Annotated in this window: 15 protein-coding genes; 9 read left to right on the top strand and 6 right to left on the bottom strand. The window is 66.2% G+C overall.

Annotation, left to right across the window (positions count from 1 at the left end; translation table 11 throughout):
- Nucleotides 1-24 precede the first annotated feature (24 nt).
- Nucleotides 25-942: a LysR family transcriptional regulator gene (locus RUH65_RS12580; RefSeq protein WP_313817826.1), complete on the bottom strand. Its 918-nt coding sequence runs from the start codon at nucleotides 940-942 to the stop codon at nucleotides 25-27.
- A 99-nt stretch (nucleotides 943-1,041) separates the two neighbouring features.
- On the opposite strand from RUH65_RS12580, the gene RUH65_RS12575 reads away from it, so the two are divergent.
- From RUH65_RS12575 to RUH65_RS12560, 4 genes are all read left to right on the top strand, one after another.
- Complete coding sequence (locus RUH65_RS12575) at nucleotides 1,042-2,133, top strand: MBL fold metallo-hydrolase (RefSeq protein WP_313817825.1); 1,092 nt, start codon at nucleotides 1,042-1,044, stop codon at nucleotides 2,131-2,133.
- 17 nt (nucleotides 2,134-2,150) lie between these two features.
- Nucleotides 2,151-3,569, top strand: coding sequence for an MFS transporter (locus tag RUH65_RS12570; RefSeq protein WP_313817824.1), 1,419 nt, complete (start codon nucleotides 2,151-2,153; stop codon nucleotides 3,567-3,569).
- A gap of 125 nt (nucleotides 3,570-3,694) precedes the next feature.
- Entirely contained in the window at nucleotides 3,695-4,105 is a 411-nt protein-coding gene (locus RUH65_RS12565; protein ID WP_313817828.1) for a four-helix bundle copper-binding protein, read from the top strand.
- Nucleotides 4,106-4,152: 47 nt separating this feature from the next.
- Entirely contained in the window at nucleotides 4,153-4,671 is a 519-nt protein-coding gene (locus RUH65_RS12560) for a YetF domain-containing protein (protein WP_313817822.1), read from the top strand.
- Between the two features lie 48 nt (nucleotides 4,672-4,719).
- Here the strand turns inward: RUH65_RS12560 and RUH65_RS12555 are convergent, their stop codons facing one another.
- The 3 genes from RUH65_RS12555 to RUH65_RS12545 all read right to left on the bottom strand — a co-directional run bounded on the left by RUH65_RS12555 (nucleotide 4,720) and on the right by RUH65_RS12545 (nucleotide 7,334).
- Nucleotides 4,720-5,565 (bottom strand): potassium channel family protein, encoded by an 846-nt coding sequence (locus RUH65_RS12555; protein WP_313817821.1) that lies wholly within the window; start codon nucleotides 5,563-5,565, stop codon nucleotides 4,720-4,722.
- 136 nt (nucleotides 5,566-5,701) lie between these two features.
- On the bottom strand, nucleotides 5,702-6,298 hold the full coding sequence (locus tag RUH65_RS12550; RefSeq protein WP_313817820.1) for a DapH/DapD/GlmU-related protein: 597 nt from the start codon (nucleotides 6,296-6,298) through the stop codon (nucleotides 5,702-5,704).
- 10 nt (nucleotides 6,299-6,308) lie between these two features.
- The gene (locus tag RUH65_RS12545; RefSeq protein ID WP_313817819.1) at nucleotides 6,309-7,334 is read right to left on the bottom strand and encodes a zinc-dependent alcohol dehydrogenase family protein; all 1,026 of its coding nucleotides are present in this window, start codon (nucleotides 7,332-7,334) and stop codon (nucleotides 6,309-6,311) included.
- A 163-nt stretch (nucleotides 7,335-7,497) separates the two neighbouring features.
- On the opposite strand from RUH65_RS12545, the gene RUH65_RS12540 reads away from it, so the two are divergent.
- Nucleotides 7,498-8,397, top strand: a complete 900-nt coding sequence (locus RUH65_RS12540; RefSeq protein WP_313817827.1) for a helix-turn-helix transcriptional regulator — start codon at nucleotides 7,498-7,500, stop codon at nucleotides 8,395-8,397.
- Here the strand turns inward: RUH65_RS12540 and RUH65_RS12535 are convergent.
- Nucleotides 8,369-9,121 (bottom strand): SDR family NAD(P)-dependent oxidoreductase, encoded by a 753-nt coding sequence (locus RUH65_RS12535; protein WP_313817818.1) that lies wholly within the window; start codon nucleotides 9,119-9,121, stop codon nucleotides 8,369-8,371. The genes RUH65_RS12540 and RUH65_RS12535 overlap by 29 nt on opposite strands.
- Entirely contained in the window at nucleotides 9,118-10,161 is a 1,044-nt protein-coding gene (locus tag RUH65_RS12530; protein ID WP_313817816.1) for a Gfo/Idh/MocA family oxidoreductase, read from the bottom strand. Before RUH65_RS12530 ends, RUH65_RS12535 begins: the two co-directional genes overlap by 4 nt.
- Nucleotides 10,162-10,294: 133 nt before the next feature.
- On the opposite strand from RUH65_RS12530, the gene RUH65_RS12525 reads away from it, so the two are divergent.
- The 4 genes from RUH65_RS12525 (at nucleotide 10,295) to dctP (ending at nucleotide 14,146) form a co-directional block, all read left to right on the top strand.
- Nucleotides 10,295-11,200: a TIM barrel protein gene (locus RUH65_RS12525; RefSeq protein ID WP_313817815.1), complete on the top strand. Its 906-nt coding sequence runs from the start codon at nucleotides 10,295-10,297 to the stop codon at nucleotides 11,198-11,200.
- A gap of 13 nt (nucleotides 11,201-11,213) precedes the next feature.
- Complete coding sequence (locus RUH65_RS12520; RefSeq protein ID WP_313817814.1) at nucleotides 11,214-11,759, top strand: TRAP transporter small permease subunit; 546 nt, start codon at nucleotides 11,214-11,216, stop codon at nucleotides 11,757-11,759.
- A 3-nt stretch (nucleotides 11,760-11,762) separates the two neighbouring features.
- A complete protein-coding gene (locus tag RUH65_RS12515; RefSeq protein WP_313817813.1) occupies nucleotides 11,763-13,037 on the top strand; it encodes a TRAP transporter large permease in 1,275 nt (424 codons plus the stop codon).
- Nucleotides 13,038-13,108: 71 nt separating this feature from the next.
- Nucleotides 13,109-14,146, top strand: a complete 1,038-nt coding sequence (dctP, locus tag RUH65_RS12510; protein ID WP_313817812.1) for a TRAP transporter substrate-binding protein DctP — start codon at nucleotides 13,109-13,111, stop codon at nucleotides 14,144-14,146.
- Nucleotides 14,147-14,186: the final 40 nt, after the last annotated feature.

Raw genomic sequence — 14,186 nt, 5'->3', positions numbered from 1 at the left:
CCCCCCCCCCCCCCCCCCCCCCCACTACTGATGGGGTTGCGACGCCGCCGATGACGACCAGTGCTCCCGGAGTGCCTCGAGAGCCTCCTGGACGAGGGCGCTCGCGGACACCCCGTGCGGGCGCGCCACCATCACGGCATTGCGCGGGTTGGGACCGGCGAGGGGTCGGTAGACCAATGGCCGGCCCTCCGGGCTGCTGGACACCGGCTGCATCAACAGGGAATAGGCCAGATTGCGTCCCACCACGTTGTGGATGGCGGGAACGCTGGCTGACCGCCAGGGAACATACGGCTCCACCCCTGCTGCCGCGAACTCGGCCAGGGTCCGCTGGAAGGCTGGCTCCTCTGCCACGAAGATGCCGGGGTAGGGCGCGAGGTCCGCCAACTGGAGCTCGGCTTCCGAGGCCAGGGGATGTTCGGCGCCCAGCACCACGAGTCTGCGGCTGGACGTGAGGGCCTCACCGTGGCAGTCCGGCATCAGCTGCGCCTCATAGATGACACACAGCTGGGCACGCCCGGCCAGCATGGCCTCCTGGATCTCGGGGCCGGAACCTTCGATGAAGTCCAGCTCCACTGCCGGGTGGCGCGTGACGAACCAGTCCAGCAGGGCAGGGATGGTGTCCCGAGCCAGTGTGCTGAAGACGCCGAGGGTGAGCCGCCCCGAGAGTTCGCCGTGCAGCCCCCGGACCACGGAGCCGATCTCCTCCACCTGATCGATGATGAGCCTCGCCCGGGCGGCGACCGCCTGCCCCTCGGGGGTCAAGGAAATGCCCCTCCCACGCCGGCGCACCACGAGCGTGGCACCCAGGCTTCGCTCCAGCTGGGTGAGGGCGAGGCTGACGGCCGCCTGCGTGACATGGCAGTGCTGTGCCGCGAGCGTCGCCGATCCGGTCTCGGCGATCGCAGCGAAGTACTCCAACTGGCGCAGTGTCACGTCATTCATAAGTTCTCCTTGTGTCTCTGGCAAGAAACTATAGCTCGACAAAAGTGACGTGGAGCACAAGGCTGGGGATCGCTGAGATCAACTGAAGGATACGCACCCATGGCGCACACCCCCTACGTCATCACCCTCGGAACCGCCGGTGGCCCCCGCTGGTGGCAGGACCATCGAGGCCAGCCCCGCTCCGGCATCGCCACCGCGGTGGTCGTCAATGACACCTGGTACCTGGTGGACTGCGGCCAGGGTGCAGGCCGGCAGGCGAACACCGCCGGCCTGATGATGAAGGACCTCGGCGGGGTCTTCGTCACGCATATGCACTCGGATCACACCGTGGACCTGCCCTCGCTGCTGCTGTTCGGTGCCTTCGAGTTGAAGAACTCTCCTCGCGGGCCGATCCCGATCGTCGGTCCCGGTGACCGTGGCAAGCTGCCCCCTCTGTCCGCGCATGCCACGGAGGTCCCCGTCCCGGTGGCTCCGGAGAACCCGACGCCCGGGGTGTCCGGACTGGTGCAAGGCTTGCTGGCCGCCTACGCCACCGACTGCAATGACCGGATCTTCGACTCCTTGGCCACCAGCCCGGCCGAGCAGTTCCAGCCGCGGGACATCGAGATCCCGGGAGGCTGCGGTTTCGACCCGGACCACCAGGTATCCCCGGCCATGGAACCGTTCGAGGTCTTCCGGGATGAGAATGTCACCGTCACGGCCATCCTGGTCTCCCACCATCCGACCGCCCCCGCCTTCGCGTTCCGCTTCGACACCGAAGCGGGCTCCGTCACCATCTCCGGTGACACGGCGCCGTGCGAGAACATGGTCAAGCTTGCCCGGGGTACGGACCTGCTGCTGCATGAGGCCATCAATCTGGACGAGCTGGCCCGGCGCTACACGGACGCGCCGATGCTCCAGGCCACCATGGCGCACCACCGCCGTGCCCACACCACGGCGGAGCAGGCCGGACAGATCGCGGCCGCGGCCGGCGTCGGGTGTTTGGCACTCCATCACCTCGTCCCGAGCTACTCCCCGCCGGAGGCCTGGATGAAGGCCCGCAGCACCTACGGCGGTCCGCTGACGATCCCGGAGGACCTGGAGATCATCCCCTTCGGCCCTTCCGCAGGCCAGGGCTCGGACGTTTCGCACCACACCATCACTCACGACGCCGGCCCGGCCGTCCGCGACGCCGTCACGAGCGCATCATGACCCAGGAGGACCCGACCATGAGCACCACGACCACCACACCCGGGGGCGCCTACCACGCGCCGCCGGCAGAGATGCGCCGCATCCTGTTCTCCAGCTTCCTCGGCACCGCCGTGGAGTACTACGACTTCATCCTCTACGCCACGGCCGCCGGCATCGTCTTCAACCAGATCTTCTTCTCCGATCTGGATCCGGCCACCGGATTGTTCGTCTCGTTCGGCACCCTGGCCATCGGCTACATCGCCCGGCCGCTCGGCGGCATCATCTTCGGCAACCTGGGCGACCGGATCGGACGCAAGGCCATCCTGATCGGCACGGTGCTGATCATGGGGATCGCCTCGACGCTGATCGGTCTGCTGCCCACCAGTGATCAGATCGGTATCTGGGCGCCGATCCTGCTGGTCACCCTCCGCCTGCTGCAGGGCATCGCCGTCGGCGGTGAGTGGGGCGGTGCCATGCTGCTGGCCTTCGAGAACGCCAAGAAGGAGTCCCGCGGATTCGCCTCGGCGTTCGCCTACATGGGAGCACCTGCCGGGACCATCGCCGGCACACTGATCCTGTCCGCCATGGCCGCGCTGCCGGGGGACGCCTTCCTGGAATGGGGCTGGCGTGTGCCCTTCCTGTTCTCGGCCGTGCTGATGATGCTGGCCATCTTCATCCGCATGCGGGTCTCCGAGTCCCGCGTCTTCCGTGAGCTCTCCGAGCGCAGCGAGAAGAAGAAGGCGCGCGTGCCCGTGGCGGAGCTGTTCCGCGAGCACCCTCGGGCCCTGTTGACCGCACTCGGTGCCGGGCTCTCCGGGCAGATGGCCCAGGGTCTCATGGGCGCCTGGGCCATCTCCTACGCGGTGCAGCAGGCCGTGCTCGCGCCCACGGAGGTGCTGAACATGAAGGCCCTCGGTGGCGTGGCCACCATCGCCATGATCATCCTGGCCTCGAAGCTCTCCGATCGCCTGGGGCGCCGCAAGATCCTCATCGCCGGCAACATCGGGGCCATGGTCCTGGCCTTCCCCGTGATGTGGTTGCTGGAGATGGGCACGACGGCGGCGTTCCTGCTGGCCATCTTCCTCGGCCTCTCCACGGTGCAGGGCTTCACCGCCGGCCCCTACGGGGCCTACGCCGGTGAGTTGTTCCCCACCTCGGTGCGCTATTCAGGCACCTCGATCGGTTACCAGATGGCCTCCACCCTGGGTGCCGGGTTCACGCCGATGATCGCCACCGTCCTGGTCACCGCCGGAGGCGGGTCCCTCTCCCCGGTGGCGGGGATGTGGATTCTTTTCTCCGCGGTCAGCCTTACGGCGCTGATCTCCTCCCGTGACCGGTCTCGGCAGGACATCCAGGACCTGGACGGACCGGCGATGCCGGACGAGGGCGCTGGCCAGACTGAGGCGGGGATGACGGTCATCCAGAGTCCCTCTCGTCCGGAGACCACGAAGGCCTGACGCTCCGGCCCTGGAGCCGGCGTGAGGGGGCCCTTCACTGGGGGCCGGCGGTCGGTCTACGGTCGACGGTGTGGTCGGGGCCCCGGCCACACCGTCGGACACCTTGATCGATGAAGGAGCTCGTCATGACCCATCACGTGAGCACGATGTTGGACACCTACCCCAAGGACCTGGGACCGGTGAGCCGGGACACGCTGGCGGCTTGCATCGAAGCGTGTTTCGAGTGCGCCCAGACGTGCACCGCCTGCGCCGACGCCTGTCTGGCCGAGGATATGGTGGCGGACCTGACCGGGTGCATCAGCATCAATCTGGACTGTGCCGATCTCTGTGCGGCCACGGGGCGAGTCCTCACCCGGCGCACCGGTGACAACCCCGGCGTGACCCGTGCGCTGATCGAGGCCTGCCTCGCCGCCTGTCGGGCCTGCGCCGAGGAATGCGAGCGCCACGCTCAGATGCACGAGCACTGCCGGGTCTGCGCCGAGGCCTGCCGCCGCTGTGAGCAGGCCTGCGCCGACCTTCTTGCGGCGTTGGCCTGACCCAATGCGAGGTCTCAAAGTCGCCGCTGATCGAGGGGGCGCCCTGAGTGTGGTTTGACTCCTGGGCGGACCTCCTGCGGATTCTCCTGGTCGGGTCGGCCGCGTATGCCGCACTGGTCCTCGTGCTGCGAGTCTCGGGGAAGCGCACCCTGGGCCAGCTCAACGCCTTCGACTTCGTGGTCACCGTGTCTCTGGGCTCGACCTTGGCGACCATTCTGCTCAGCACCGACGTCTCCTTCGTGGAGGGGCTGCTCGCGTTGGCCCTGCTGGCGGGGCTGCAGTTCCTGGTGGCCTCGGTCGCGGCGCGGTGGCCCCGCCTGCGGGGCGCGCTCACGGCACAGCCCGTGCTGCTGCTGGTCGATGGTCAGGTGCGCCAGAGGGCCCTGACGCGCAACCGCCTCACCGAGTCCGAGCTGCGCCAGGCCGTGAGGCAACAGGGCATCGGGGACCTGTCCCTCGTGAAGGCCGTGGTGCTGGAGACCAACGGCAAGCTCAGTGTCATCTCCAGCAGCCAGCACGGCAACGGATCGGCGCTGGAGGGAGTGCGAGGTACCGCGGTCGACTGAGCTGCCGCTGGCCTCCTCTCGGCCTCACGAGGACGCGGAAAGTGCGGCTCAGCGCGCTCGCCGGTGGTCGGACGCATAGGCGCCGAAGACGTCCTCGGTGTTCTCTCCGGTGACGAAATCACTGGCGAGGATGTCCCCCAGGCGGTCCAGGGCGGCGGAGAGTCGGTGTGCACCGATGCTGAGCTCCGGGGCCGGTGAGTGCTGTATCGCGTTCCGGAGTTCCAGGGCCCGAGGCAATTGCCGCGGCAGGGCCAGATCGGGATCCTTCTCCACGAAGAAGTAGCTCTCGGTGTGCTGGACCAGGTCGATACCCACCTGTTCGACCTGTCCGGACACCCGGTCCATGAGGCCGGCCACCACCACGGGGTTCATCTCTTCGACGCCATCGGCGTAGCGAGCGTCGCCCAGGTGGTACAGCTCCAGAGCCAGGGCGCGGCGGCGCATGAGCGGCGGGTAGACCTGTGTGAACCACGTCAAGGCCGCGGTCAGGAGCGCGAATCCAGTCAGCGCCTGAAGCGGGGCGGCGAGCCTGATCCAGGGATCGATGGCGACGACGTCCCCGAAACCGACGGTGGAGAGGGTGGTGAGAGACAGGTAGAGCGCCTCGGCGAACTCCGGATACCGTGCCGGTTCCACGCCGGAGTAGGCGAATCCCGCCGGGACGTGTGGCAGGTAGACCAGGGCCCAGCCGATCGACTGCAGGAGCACCCACATCAGGATGACGGCCACCATGCCGCCCGGGCCGGTGGCCGAGCCCAGCCGGTGACCGGTCATCCTTGAGATCCGCCACACGCCCGAGAGCACCAGCCGGCTCAGGGAACCCTGTCCCTCGGGGTGCAGGAGGCTGTGGAACATGTCCCGCAGCCCCAGGACGATCACCCCTACGCCAGCCATCGTCATCACCACGCCCATAGGTGGACTCCGTTCCCCGTTGATGTCCGGTCGGTGCTGCCCGCTCTGGTGGGCCCGCCGCGGCCATGCCCCGCAAGCTGCCATCCGGTGCAGACCCGCTGGACCATGGTGTCAATGATTATGGCGTTGCCGTCAACGTGGTCGGTGGGCTACTCACGGATCTCACCACCCGGGCCGGCGAGCCGACGACCACGGAGTCCGCCGGCACGTCCTTCGTCACCACGGCGGCCGCGGCCACCACTGCGTTGTCCCCGATGGTCACGCCCGGCAGGATCGTCGCGTTGGACCCGATCCAGACGTTGGTCCCGATCACCACGGGCGCCGGGTGCATGTCCAGGCGGCGCTCCGGATCGAGGGCGTGGTTCAGGGTCGCGATGACCGTGTTGTGCCCGATCTGGCAGCCGTTCCCGATGGTGATGCCGCCCTGGTCCTGGAAGGCGCAGCCGGAGTTGAGGAAGACCCGATCGCCGAGGACGGTGTTCTTACCGAAGTCGGTGCGGAAGGGCGGGAACAGCATCACCGTCTCCGGCACCGGCCGGCCGAACAACTCGGACAGTAGCTCCCGGACGCGGGCCGGCTCGTGGTAGCCGCCGTTGAGTTCCCCGGTGAGGCGCAGCGCGTCCTGACTGGTGCGGTGCATAACCTCGTGCAGGGATGAGTCTCCCGTGATGGTCTCGCCGGCGTTCAGCGCCGCGAGTAGGTCCTCGAGTCCCATGGTGTGCCTTTCAGAGCGTGAGCATGACCTTGGTGGCGCGGCGTTCGTGCATGGCCAGGTAGCCCTCGGACGCCTGGTCGAGCGGGAGGGTGAGGTCGAAGACCGTGCCGGGGTTGATCTTGCGGTCCCAGATGAGCTGGATCAGCTCGGGAAGGTATCGGCGCACCGGAGCCGGCCCGCCGTGCAGGTGCACCTGAGCGAAGAAGACCCCGTCCATGGGCAGGGTCACGCCCTCATGGGCCACGCCGACGAACCCGATGTGGCCTCCGGGGCGGGTGGAGCGGATGGCCTGCAGGAAGGACTCCTCGGTGCCGACGGCCTCGATCACGCTGTGGGCACCGAGCCCGTTCGTGAGCTCCTTGATCCGGGCGGCACCCTCGTCCCCACGTTCGGTGACGATGTCCGTGGCGCCGTACTCGCGGGCCAGGGCCTGGCGGTCGGCATGGCGGGACATGGCGATGATGCGCTCGGCCCCGAGCTGCTGGGCGGCCAGCACGCCCATGAGGCCCACGGCGCCATCGCCGACCACGGCAACGGTCTTGCCCGGGCCGGCCCCGGCGGCGTCGGCCGCGAACCAGCCGGTGCCGAGCACGTCCGAGGCGGCGAGCAGGGAGGGGATGAGGTCCGCATCCGGCTGGCCGGGGGTGGCGACGAGGGTGCCGTCAGCGAAGGGGATGCGCGCCTTCTCCGACTGGGTGCCGATGTTGCCGGCCACGAACACGGCGTGGACGCAGCGGGAGGGGTAGCCGGACCGGCAGATCTCACACCGGCCACAGGAGATGACGAAGGACCCGACGACGAAGTCCCCGGGCCTCACGGTGGTGACCTCGGCCCCGACCTCTTCCACGATGCCCACGTACTCATGACCCATGGGGGTGTGGTCCGCCGGTTCCACGCCACGGTATGGCCACAGGTCCGAGCCGCAGATGCAGGTGGCCGTGAGCCGGACGACGGCGTCGGTCGGTTCGATGATCCTCGGATCCTGGCGCTCGCCGACGGTGATCTGGCCGGGGGCGTCCATGATGACTGCGCGCATGTGCATCTCCTTCTGGTGGATGGAGCTGAACCCTGGGGGTTCCGTGTGTCGATGGGTATCTGGCTCCAGCCAACCACGGGCCGCCCGGCCTGGGGGAGTCCCTGCCGAGAGGGGTACCGCGGTGGACTCCTTCACCGTCCCCGGCCTGGCTTACGCTGACGTGATGGACAACAAGGCCGAGGTGCGCGAGTTCCTCATGTCGCGGCGCGCCAAGGTCACCCCGGAGCGGGCCGGGCTGCCGGGAGGCGGGAACCGCCGGGTGCCGGGGCTGCGGCGCCATGAGGTCGCCACTCTGGCGGGGGTCAGCGTGGAGTATTACACGAAGCTGGAGCGCGGTGCGATCGCCGGGGCGTCGGCGTCGGTGCTGGATGCCCTGAGCCGCGCCCTGATGCTCAACGAGACCGAACGGGCCCACCTGTTCGACCTGGCCCGCGCTGCCGACGGCATCCCGACGTCCGGGCGCCACCGCAGGCCCACCTCCGCGCCGCGGCAGCCACGGGAGAGCCTGCAGTGGACCCTGGAGTCCATGCAGGGCGCCGCGGCCTTCGTGCGAAACCAGGTCCAGGACCTGGTGGCCGTCAATCGGCTGGGAAGGGCGTTCTACTCGCCCGTGATCGGCGACGGCGGCCGCACCCCCAACCTCGCCCGGTTCCAATTCCTGGATCCCGCCTCCCGGGACTTCTACCCCGAGTGGGACCGGTTCGCGCACATGTGCGTGGGCAGTATGCGGGCCGAGGCCGGCCGGGACCCGCAGAACCGCGCCATCCAGGACCTGGTGGGCGAGCTGTCCACCCAGAGCGAGACCTTCCGGACGCTGTGGGCCGCCCATGACGTGCGGACCCACGGCGCCGGCATCAAGCGCTTCAACCACCCGCAGGTCGGCGAGCTGGTGCTGGCCTACGAGGAGCTGGCGATCACCGCCGAGGAGGGGCTGGCCATGGTGGTCTACACCGCCGAGCCGGGCTCGGCGTCGGCGGAGGGCCTGCAGTTGCTGGCGTCCCTGGCGGCGAGTGAGATTGACGATGGAGCTTCCTCTACGAGCCCGCGTAGCGCCCACCGCTGAGATCCAAGACCTGCCCGGTGGTATAGCTGCACTCCGCGGACAACAGCCACGCGGCCAGCGCTGCAAACTCCAACGGCTGCCCGATGCGTCCCATCGGCACGCGGGAGAGAAGGGCCGCATTGCGCTCCTCGCTGAGGTGCTGCAGCAGGGGCGTCTGGAACATCGAGGGAGCCACGGCATTGATGGTGATCCCGTCGGCGGCTGCCTCCTTCGCGACGGATTTGACGAGGGCGATGACCGCAGCCTTGGACGTGGAATAGGCGGACATCGAAGCGTTCCCTTCGCGCCCGGAGATCGAGGACAAAACTGCCACCCGCCCGTAGGACTGTCGCTTCATCGTGGGCATCACCGCCTGAAGGCCGAGGAAGCATGAATCCAGGTTGATGCGCAGCGTGCGTTGCCAGTCTTCCAGAGCGATACGCTCAACGTCGGCTTCTGGTCCCTGGGCACCGTGACACATCAGCAGGCCATCGAGGCGTCCGAATTGCTCCACGGCGGAGTCGACGGCAACCCGCCAATGATCGGCACGGGTGACGTCCAGTTCCATTGCCAGGAAGGCGCCGCTGTGCCCTGCGAGGTTGTCCGGACTCTTCAGGTCCGTGGCAACGACTATGGCACCCTCGGCGGCCAACCGCTCGACTGAAGTGCGGCCGAGCCCGCCAGCCGCTCCCGTGACCAAGATGACCTGTCCATCGAAGCGATTGGTCCAGATAGGGGTAGTCACAGGGCAGCCTTCCGTGAGGCGGGAACATCTGACGAGGAGTCGATGGAGAGGGCCACCTCGAGACTCTGAAGGGCATCTGCTGCAGTGACCAGAGGGGTGGCCTCCTTGCGGGCGACCGCGCCGAAATGCTCCAACTGGGCTACATAGGGGTTGGCTTCGACCCGCGGAAGAGTGCTCTGCTTCAGAGGAACCTGCCAGTGGGCGATTCCATCATGGCGGGAGACAGTGAGGGAAGGTAGGGAAATGGAGGCTTCCGTGCCCGAAATGAAGTAGACATCGCCTGCCGGTGGATCCGGGAAGTATGCGCCGTATCCGGAGGTGAGATCCCAGCACCAAGGGGATACGGCCGCATCGCTGGCCAACGCGGTGCCGATGGCCCCGTTGGCGAACCTCATGACCGCGCCCACGGTATCGGCTATCTGGAACCCGCGCGCCGTGGATGAGCCCAGGGACACCACGCTCTCGATATCCCCGACTAGGTGGCGGATGGCATCGATGTCATGGATGAGGTTGATCAAGACAGGTCCGGCGCCTGGGGCCGTCCGCCACGGGGCCTGGAAGTACTCCTCGTTCTTACGCCACGTGCTGAGAATGGCTACGGAGACCACCTCACCCACACCGCCTTCATCGATGAAGGCCTTGGCTGCGGCGATGTCCGGGGCGTACCGCCTCTGATGGCCGACCAGAACGGGAACCCCGGTCTGTGCAGACTCGTCCACAATGCGCTGCCCGGCTTCGAGTGACTCAGCCAGCGGCTTCTCCACCAAGACCGGCAGCCCCGCAGCCATCGCTGCCAATGCCACGTCGGTGTGCATGGCATTGGGAACCGCCGCGATGACAGCCTGGACGTCCCCGCTTCGGAACATCGCACCGTAGTCGGTGAAGTGGGAAACGCCGTACATCTGGGCCGTCTCGGCGGACTCCGGAGATGGGTCTGCAATGCCGGCCAGCTCCACGCCGTTGGCGATTCCGCAGTATTTGGCGTGTTCACGTCCAATCAGTCCTGCTCCAACCAGCCCGATCTTGATGTCAGTTGTCATGGTCCAAGTTCCTTTCGTGCGCGGTATGCCCGTCTGCGTGCAGGGAAAGCACCGCGAGCAACGCTTCCGTGATCTATGTCTCAACCAATGCCGGTCGAGTGCTACTGTACTCAGCTAGAGCGTCAAATATGGAATGACGTTCCAGTATTTGACCAACTATTTGTGGAGTGGAGTGGTGATGTCTCCCGAAGAACGCATCCCGTTGGGGGTCGCGCCCTTGAGTGCCCTGGACCTGAGTCCCACCGCATACATCAGGGCAGCAGCAGCCGCCGGATTCTCCGCCATCGGACTGCGAGCCTCCCCCGTGGGGGATGGAGATCCCGAGTTTCCGTTGGATACGTCAACGTCCGGATTTCGCAACATCACCTCAGTGCTGGACGAGACCGGGCTGGAGGTGCTGGATCTGGAGGTGTTCTCCGTCGGCCCGGAAACCAGCCCGGACGATTGGCTGCCAGTCCTCGATGTCGGAGCGGAACTCGGGGCGTCCTATCTCAATGTCGTGGGGGTCCACCCATCACTTGAGGCCTTCGAACAAATAGTCGGTCGGCTCACTGAGGATGCTCGAGATCGAGGCATCGTTCCGGTTCTGGAACCGGTGGCCTATCGGCCGCTGAACGACTTCAACGAGGCTGTCAGGATCGCTCGAACGGTCGGATGTGCTGTCGAAATGGATGTCCTGCACTTCATCAGAACCGGTGCCAGTCTGGACATGGTGGCCGCGAACCGCGATCTGTTCCCCATCCTTCAGATCTGTGATGCTCCGGCCCGCCTCGACGACCACCGAGCGGAACTGGAAGAGATCGCCGCCGAACGCGGCGGTAAAGACCTCCACATCATCGAATCTCGATCGCTTCGGCTGCTTCCCGGGCAGGGCGACGGGCCAATCGGGGAACTGCTCCAGATCCTCGGCGGCGCCACTCGGTTGAGCGTGGAAGTACCCAACGTCCGTCTTCGGGGTGAACTCTCGGCCGCGGACTACCTTCGCCTGCTGTGCCAGACCACGCAGGCGTACTTGTCAGCTGAACCACAGACGCACTGAAAGAGACCGGCTCATGACGGACACACCCCACACCCCGCCCCCCGACGCCCCGCCCCAGGCGCGTCCCTTCTTCCGATGGTTGGCACGAATCGAGCTGGCCATCGCCGTGTTCTTCCTTTTCACGCTCGCTGTCGGAGTCCTGTGGCAGGTACTCGGCCGCTACGTCCCCGCCGCCAACTGGGTCGGAGCCGGGGAGATCGCTCGCTTCTCCCTCCTTGGCATCACCTTCATCACCGTCGGATACCTCATCGGACAACACGGCCAGATCACCGTGGCGGTCATCGACGGCATCGTCAAGGGGCCTCGCGGGAGAACCGTAGTGCGGGCCGTGTCCGCCATTCTCCTGACGCTGATCTGTCTCGCCCTCACGTGGGAGGCCTGGAGCATGGTGGAAGACGGATTCCGAAGGGTCAGCCCTGTGCTGGGCATCCCGCTGGGGTACCTCTACTTGCTACCGCTGATCGGCTTCGCCTCGGGAACCATCATGGCCATTGGCCGGCTCGTCCGAGCCAACTACGACGAACCCGATGCGCTCATCGCCGAAGAAGCTGAGGTCTAAACCATGGAACTTCTTCTCCTTTTCCTGGGCATCCTGATCCTGATGTTCCTCCGGGTTCCAGTGGCGTTCTCCATCATGGGCCCGTGTCTGGTGTACTTCATGGCCAATGGTCTCTCTGCTGGCATGAGCCTGAAGATCGTCTTCGATTCGGTCAACTCCTTCCCTCTGCTCGCGGTGCCCTTGTTCATCCTCGTGGGCGTGACGGCGAACAAGGTGGGCGTTGCTGATCGGCTGTTCGAGTTCTGTCTGGCGGCCATGGCACGAGTGCCCGGCAACCTCGCGTACGTGAACGTCGGCACCAGTGTGGGATTCGCCTGGATGAGCGGTTCGGCGCTGGCCGACGCCGCCGGCTTGGGCAAGATCCAGGTTCCGGCCATGACCAAGGCCGGGTATCCGTTTCGCTTCGCGACGGGGCTGACGGCCAGTTCGGCCTTGATCAGCCCGGTCATGCCGCCGAGTATCCCCGCCGTGATCTTCGCGGCAGTGGGCACGATCTCCACGGGCGCTCTCTTCGCCGCTTCGGTCGTCCCCGCATTGCTCATGGCTGTAGGACTGTGCGTCTACATCGCCATCTGGATCAAGCGGCATCCAGGGTTCGAAAGCCAGCCATTTGACCCGGCCCGATTCTGGAGAGCCACCGTCAACGTGATCGCTCCCTTGGGTGCCCCGGTCATCATTCTGGGTGGCATTATGGGTGGACTTTTCACGCCGACAGAGGCGGCTGGCATCGCCGGGCTTTACATGGTCGTCCTCGGTTGCGTCTACCGGACGATCACGTGGCGCGGCATGTGGCAGGCCGCCAAGGAGACGGTCTTCCTGACGGGCGGGATCATGCTCATCATCGGCGCAGCCGGCATGCTGGGCCGTGTCCTGGCGCAGGAGCAGGTGGCCCAGCAACTGTCCCGGCTGATCTCCGAATTCACGGAGAGCCCACTGGTGTTCCTGATCCTGATCATCGTGCTGATGTTGGTGCTCGGCATGGTCATTGACGCCACGGCAGTCATCTTGGTGGCGGTTCCGGTGCTCCTGCCTCTGGCCATGACCTTCGGTATCGATCCAGTGCACTTCGGCGTCGTGGTGATCATGTCGCTGATGATCGGGTTGCTAACGCCTCCGGTCGGCAGCGTCCTGTACGTCATGAGCTCCGTGACGGGCCGGCCGGTGGACGAGATCTTCCGCGGCATCCTCCCGTTCCTGACCCCTATGGTCATCGTCCTGCTGATCGTGACGTTCTTCCCTGACGTCGTGATGTTCCTTCCACGCATGCTCGGATTCTGATCCGGCCGCTCGCGACGTTCCGTTTCATCATCGCTCCACCCACCAACCCCGAGATTATGAGGAGAAACCCCATGAAGACCACCCAGCGCACCGGCCGGCTTGCGGCAGCTGCAATTTCCGCCGTCGCCATCACCGGCCTGCTCGCCAGTTGCGGCAACGGCGCCGGCGATGAGGGCGGCGACGAAGCCGGCGGCGACATCACGTTGTCGTTCGCCAGCAGCCAATCGGAGGCCACGCCCAATTACTACTGCGGCATGGAGCTGTTCAAGGAGCGCATCGAAGCGGAGGACCTCGGCATCACCGTGGACCTCTTTCCCAACAGTCAGCTGGGTCCGGACACCGAGCGAGTGGCGTCCCTGCAGTCAGGAGACTTGGACATGGACCTCCAGGAAGCGGGCTTGGCGTCCGTGTACCCGCAGATCGGCATCCTGGGGGCGGCCTATGTCTTCGACGACGTGGACCATGCGTTCAACTGGATCGACAATGATTCGGAGGAATTCCGCACGAGCTTCAATGAGCAGACCGATATGACCATCATCGACGGATGGTTCTACGGCAACCGCACGTTCTCATCCAACGAACCGATCCGTTCACCGGAAGATCTGCAAGGCCAGCAGATCCGATTCCCGGACACCCCGCAGTATCTGGAGAACGCTCGTGCGCTTGGCGCTTCCCCCGTGGCCGTGGCCTACGAAGAGGTCTATGTTGCCCTGCAGCAGGGAATCGCGGATGGCCAGGAGAACCCGGTTGTCGGCACGAAGACGGCCAGCTATGACGAGGTGCAGGAGTATGTCAGCCTCAACAACCATCAGGTGAGCATTCACTGGGTCACGCTGTCCGATGCGACCCTCGACAAGATGAGTGAGGAACAGCAGCAGGCGGTGTTCGAGACCGTCAAGGAGATCCGTTCTGAGAACCGCGAATGTGTTGAGCAGGAGACGGACGAGATCCTGCAGGACTGGCGGGACAACGGTCCGCTCACCGTGATCGAGGAGGACGAGGTCGACCGCGAGGCCTTCATCTCCCAGGCCGAAGAGCACTTCGAGAACTACTACACCGGTGATGACCTTGCCCTGTATGAGAGCATCCGCGCCAGCGCAGGGCAGTAAGCCCAGCCCCGCCTGCCGGTCAATCATCTGAGAGGGGGGT

Source organism: Citricoccus sp. (assembly GCF_032154715.1).
Classification (GTDB): Bacteria; Actinomycetota; Actinomycetes; order Actinomycetales; family Micrococcaceae; genus Citricoccus.
Note: the sequence above shows the minus strand (reverse complement) of the source record. Positions and strands in the feature narration are given on the sequence as shown.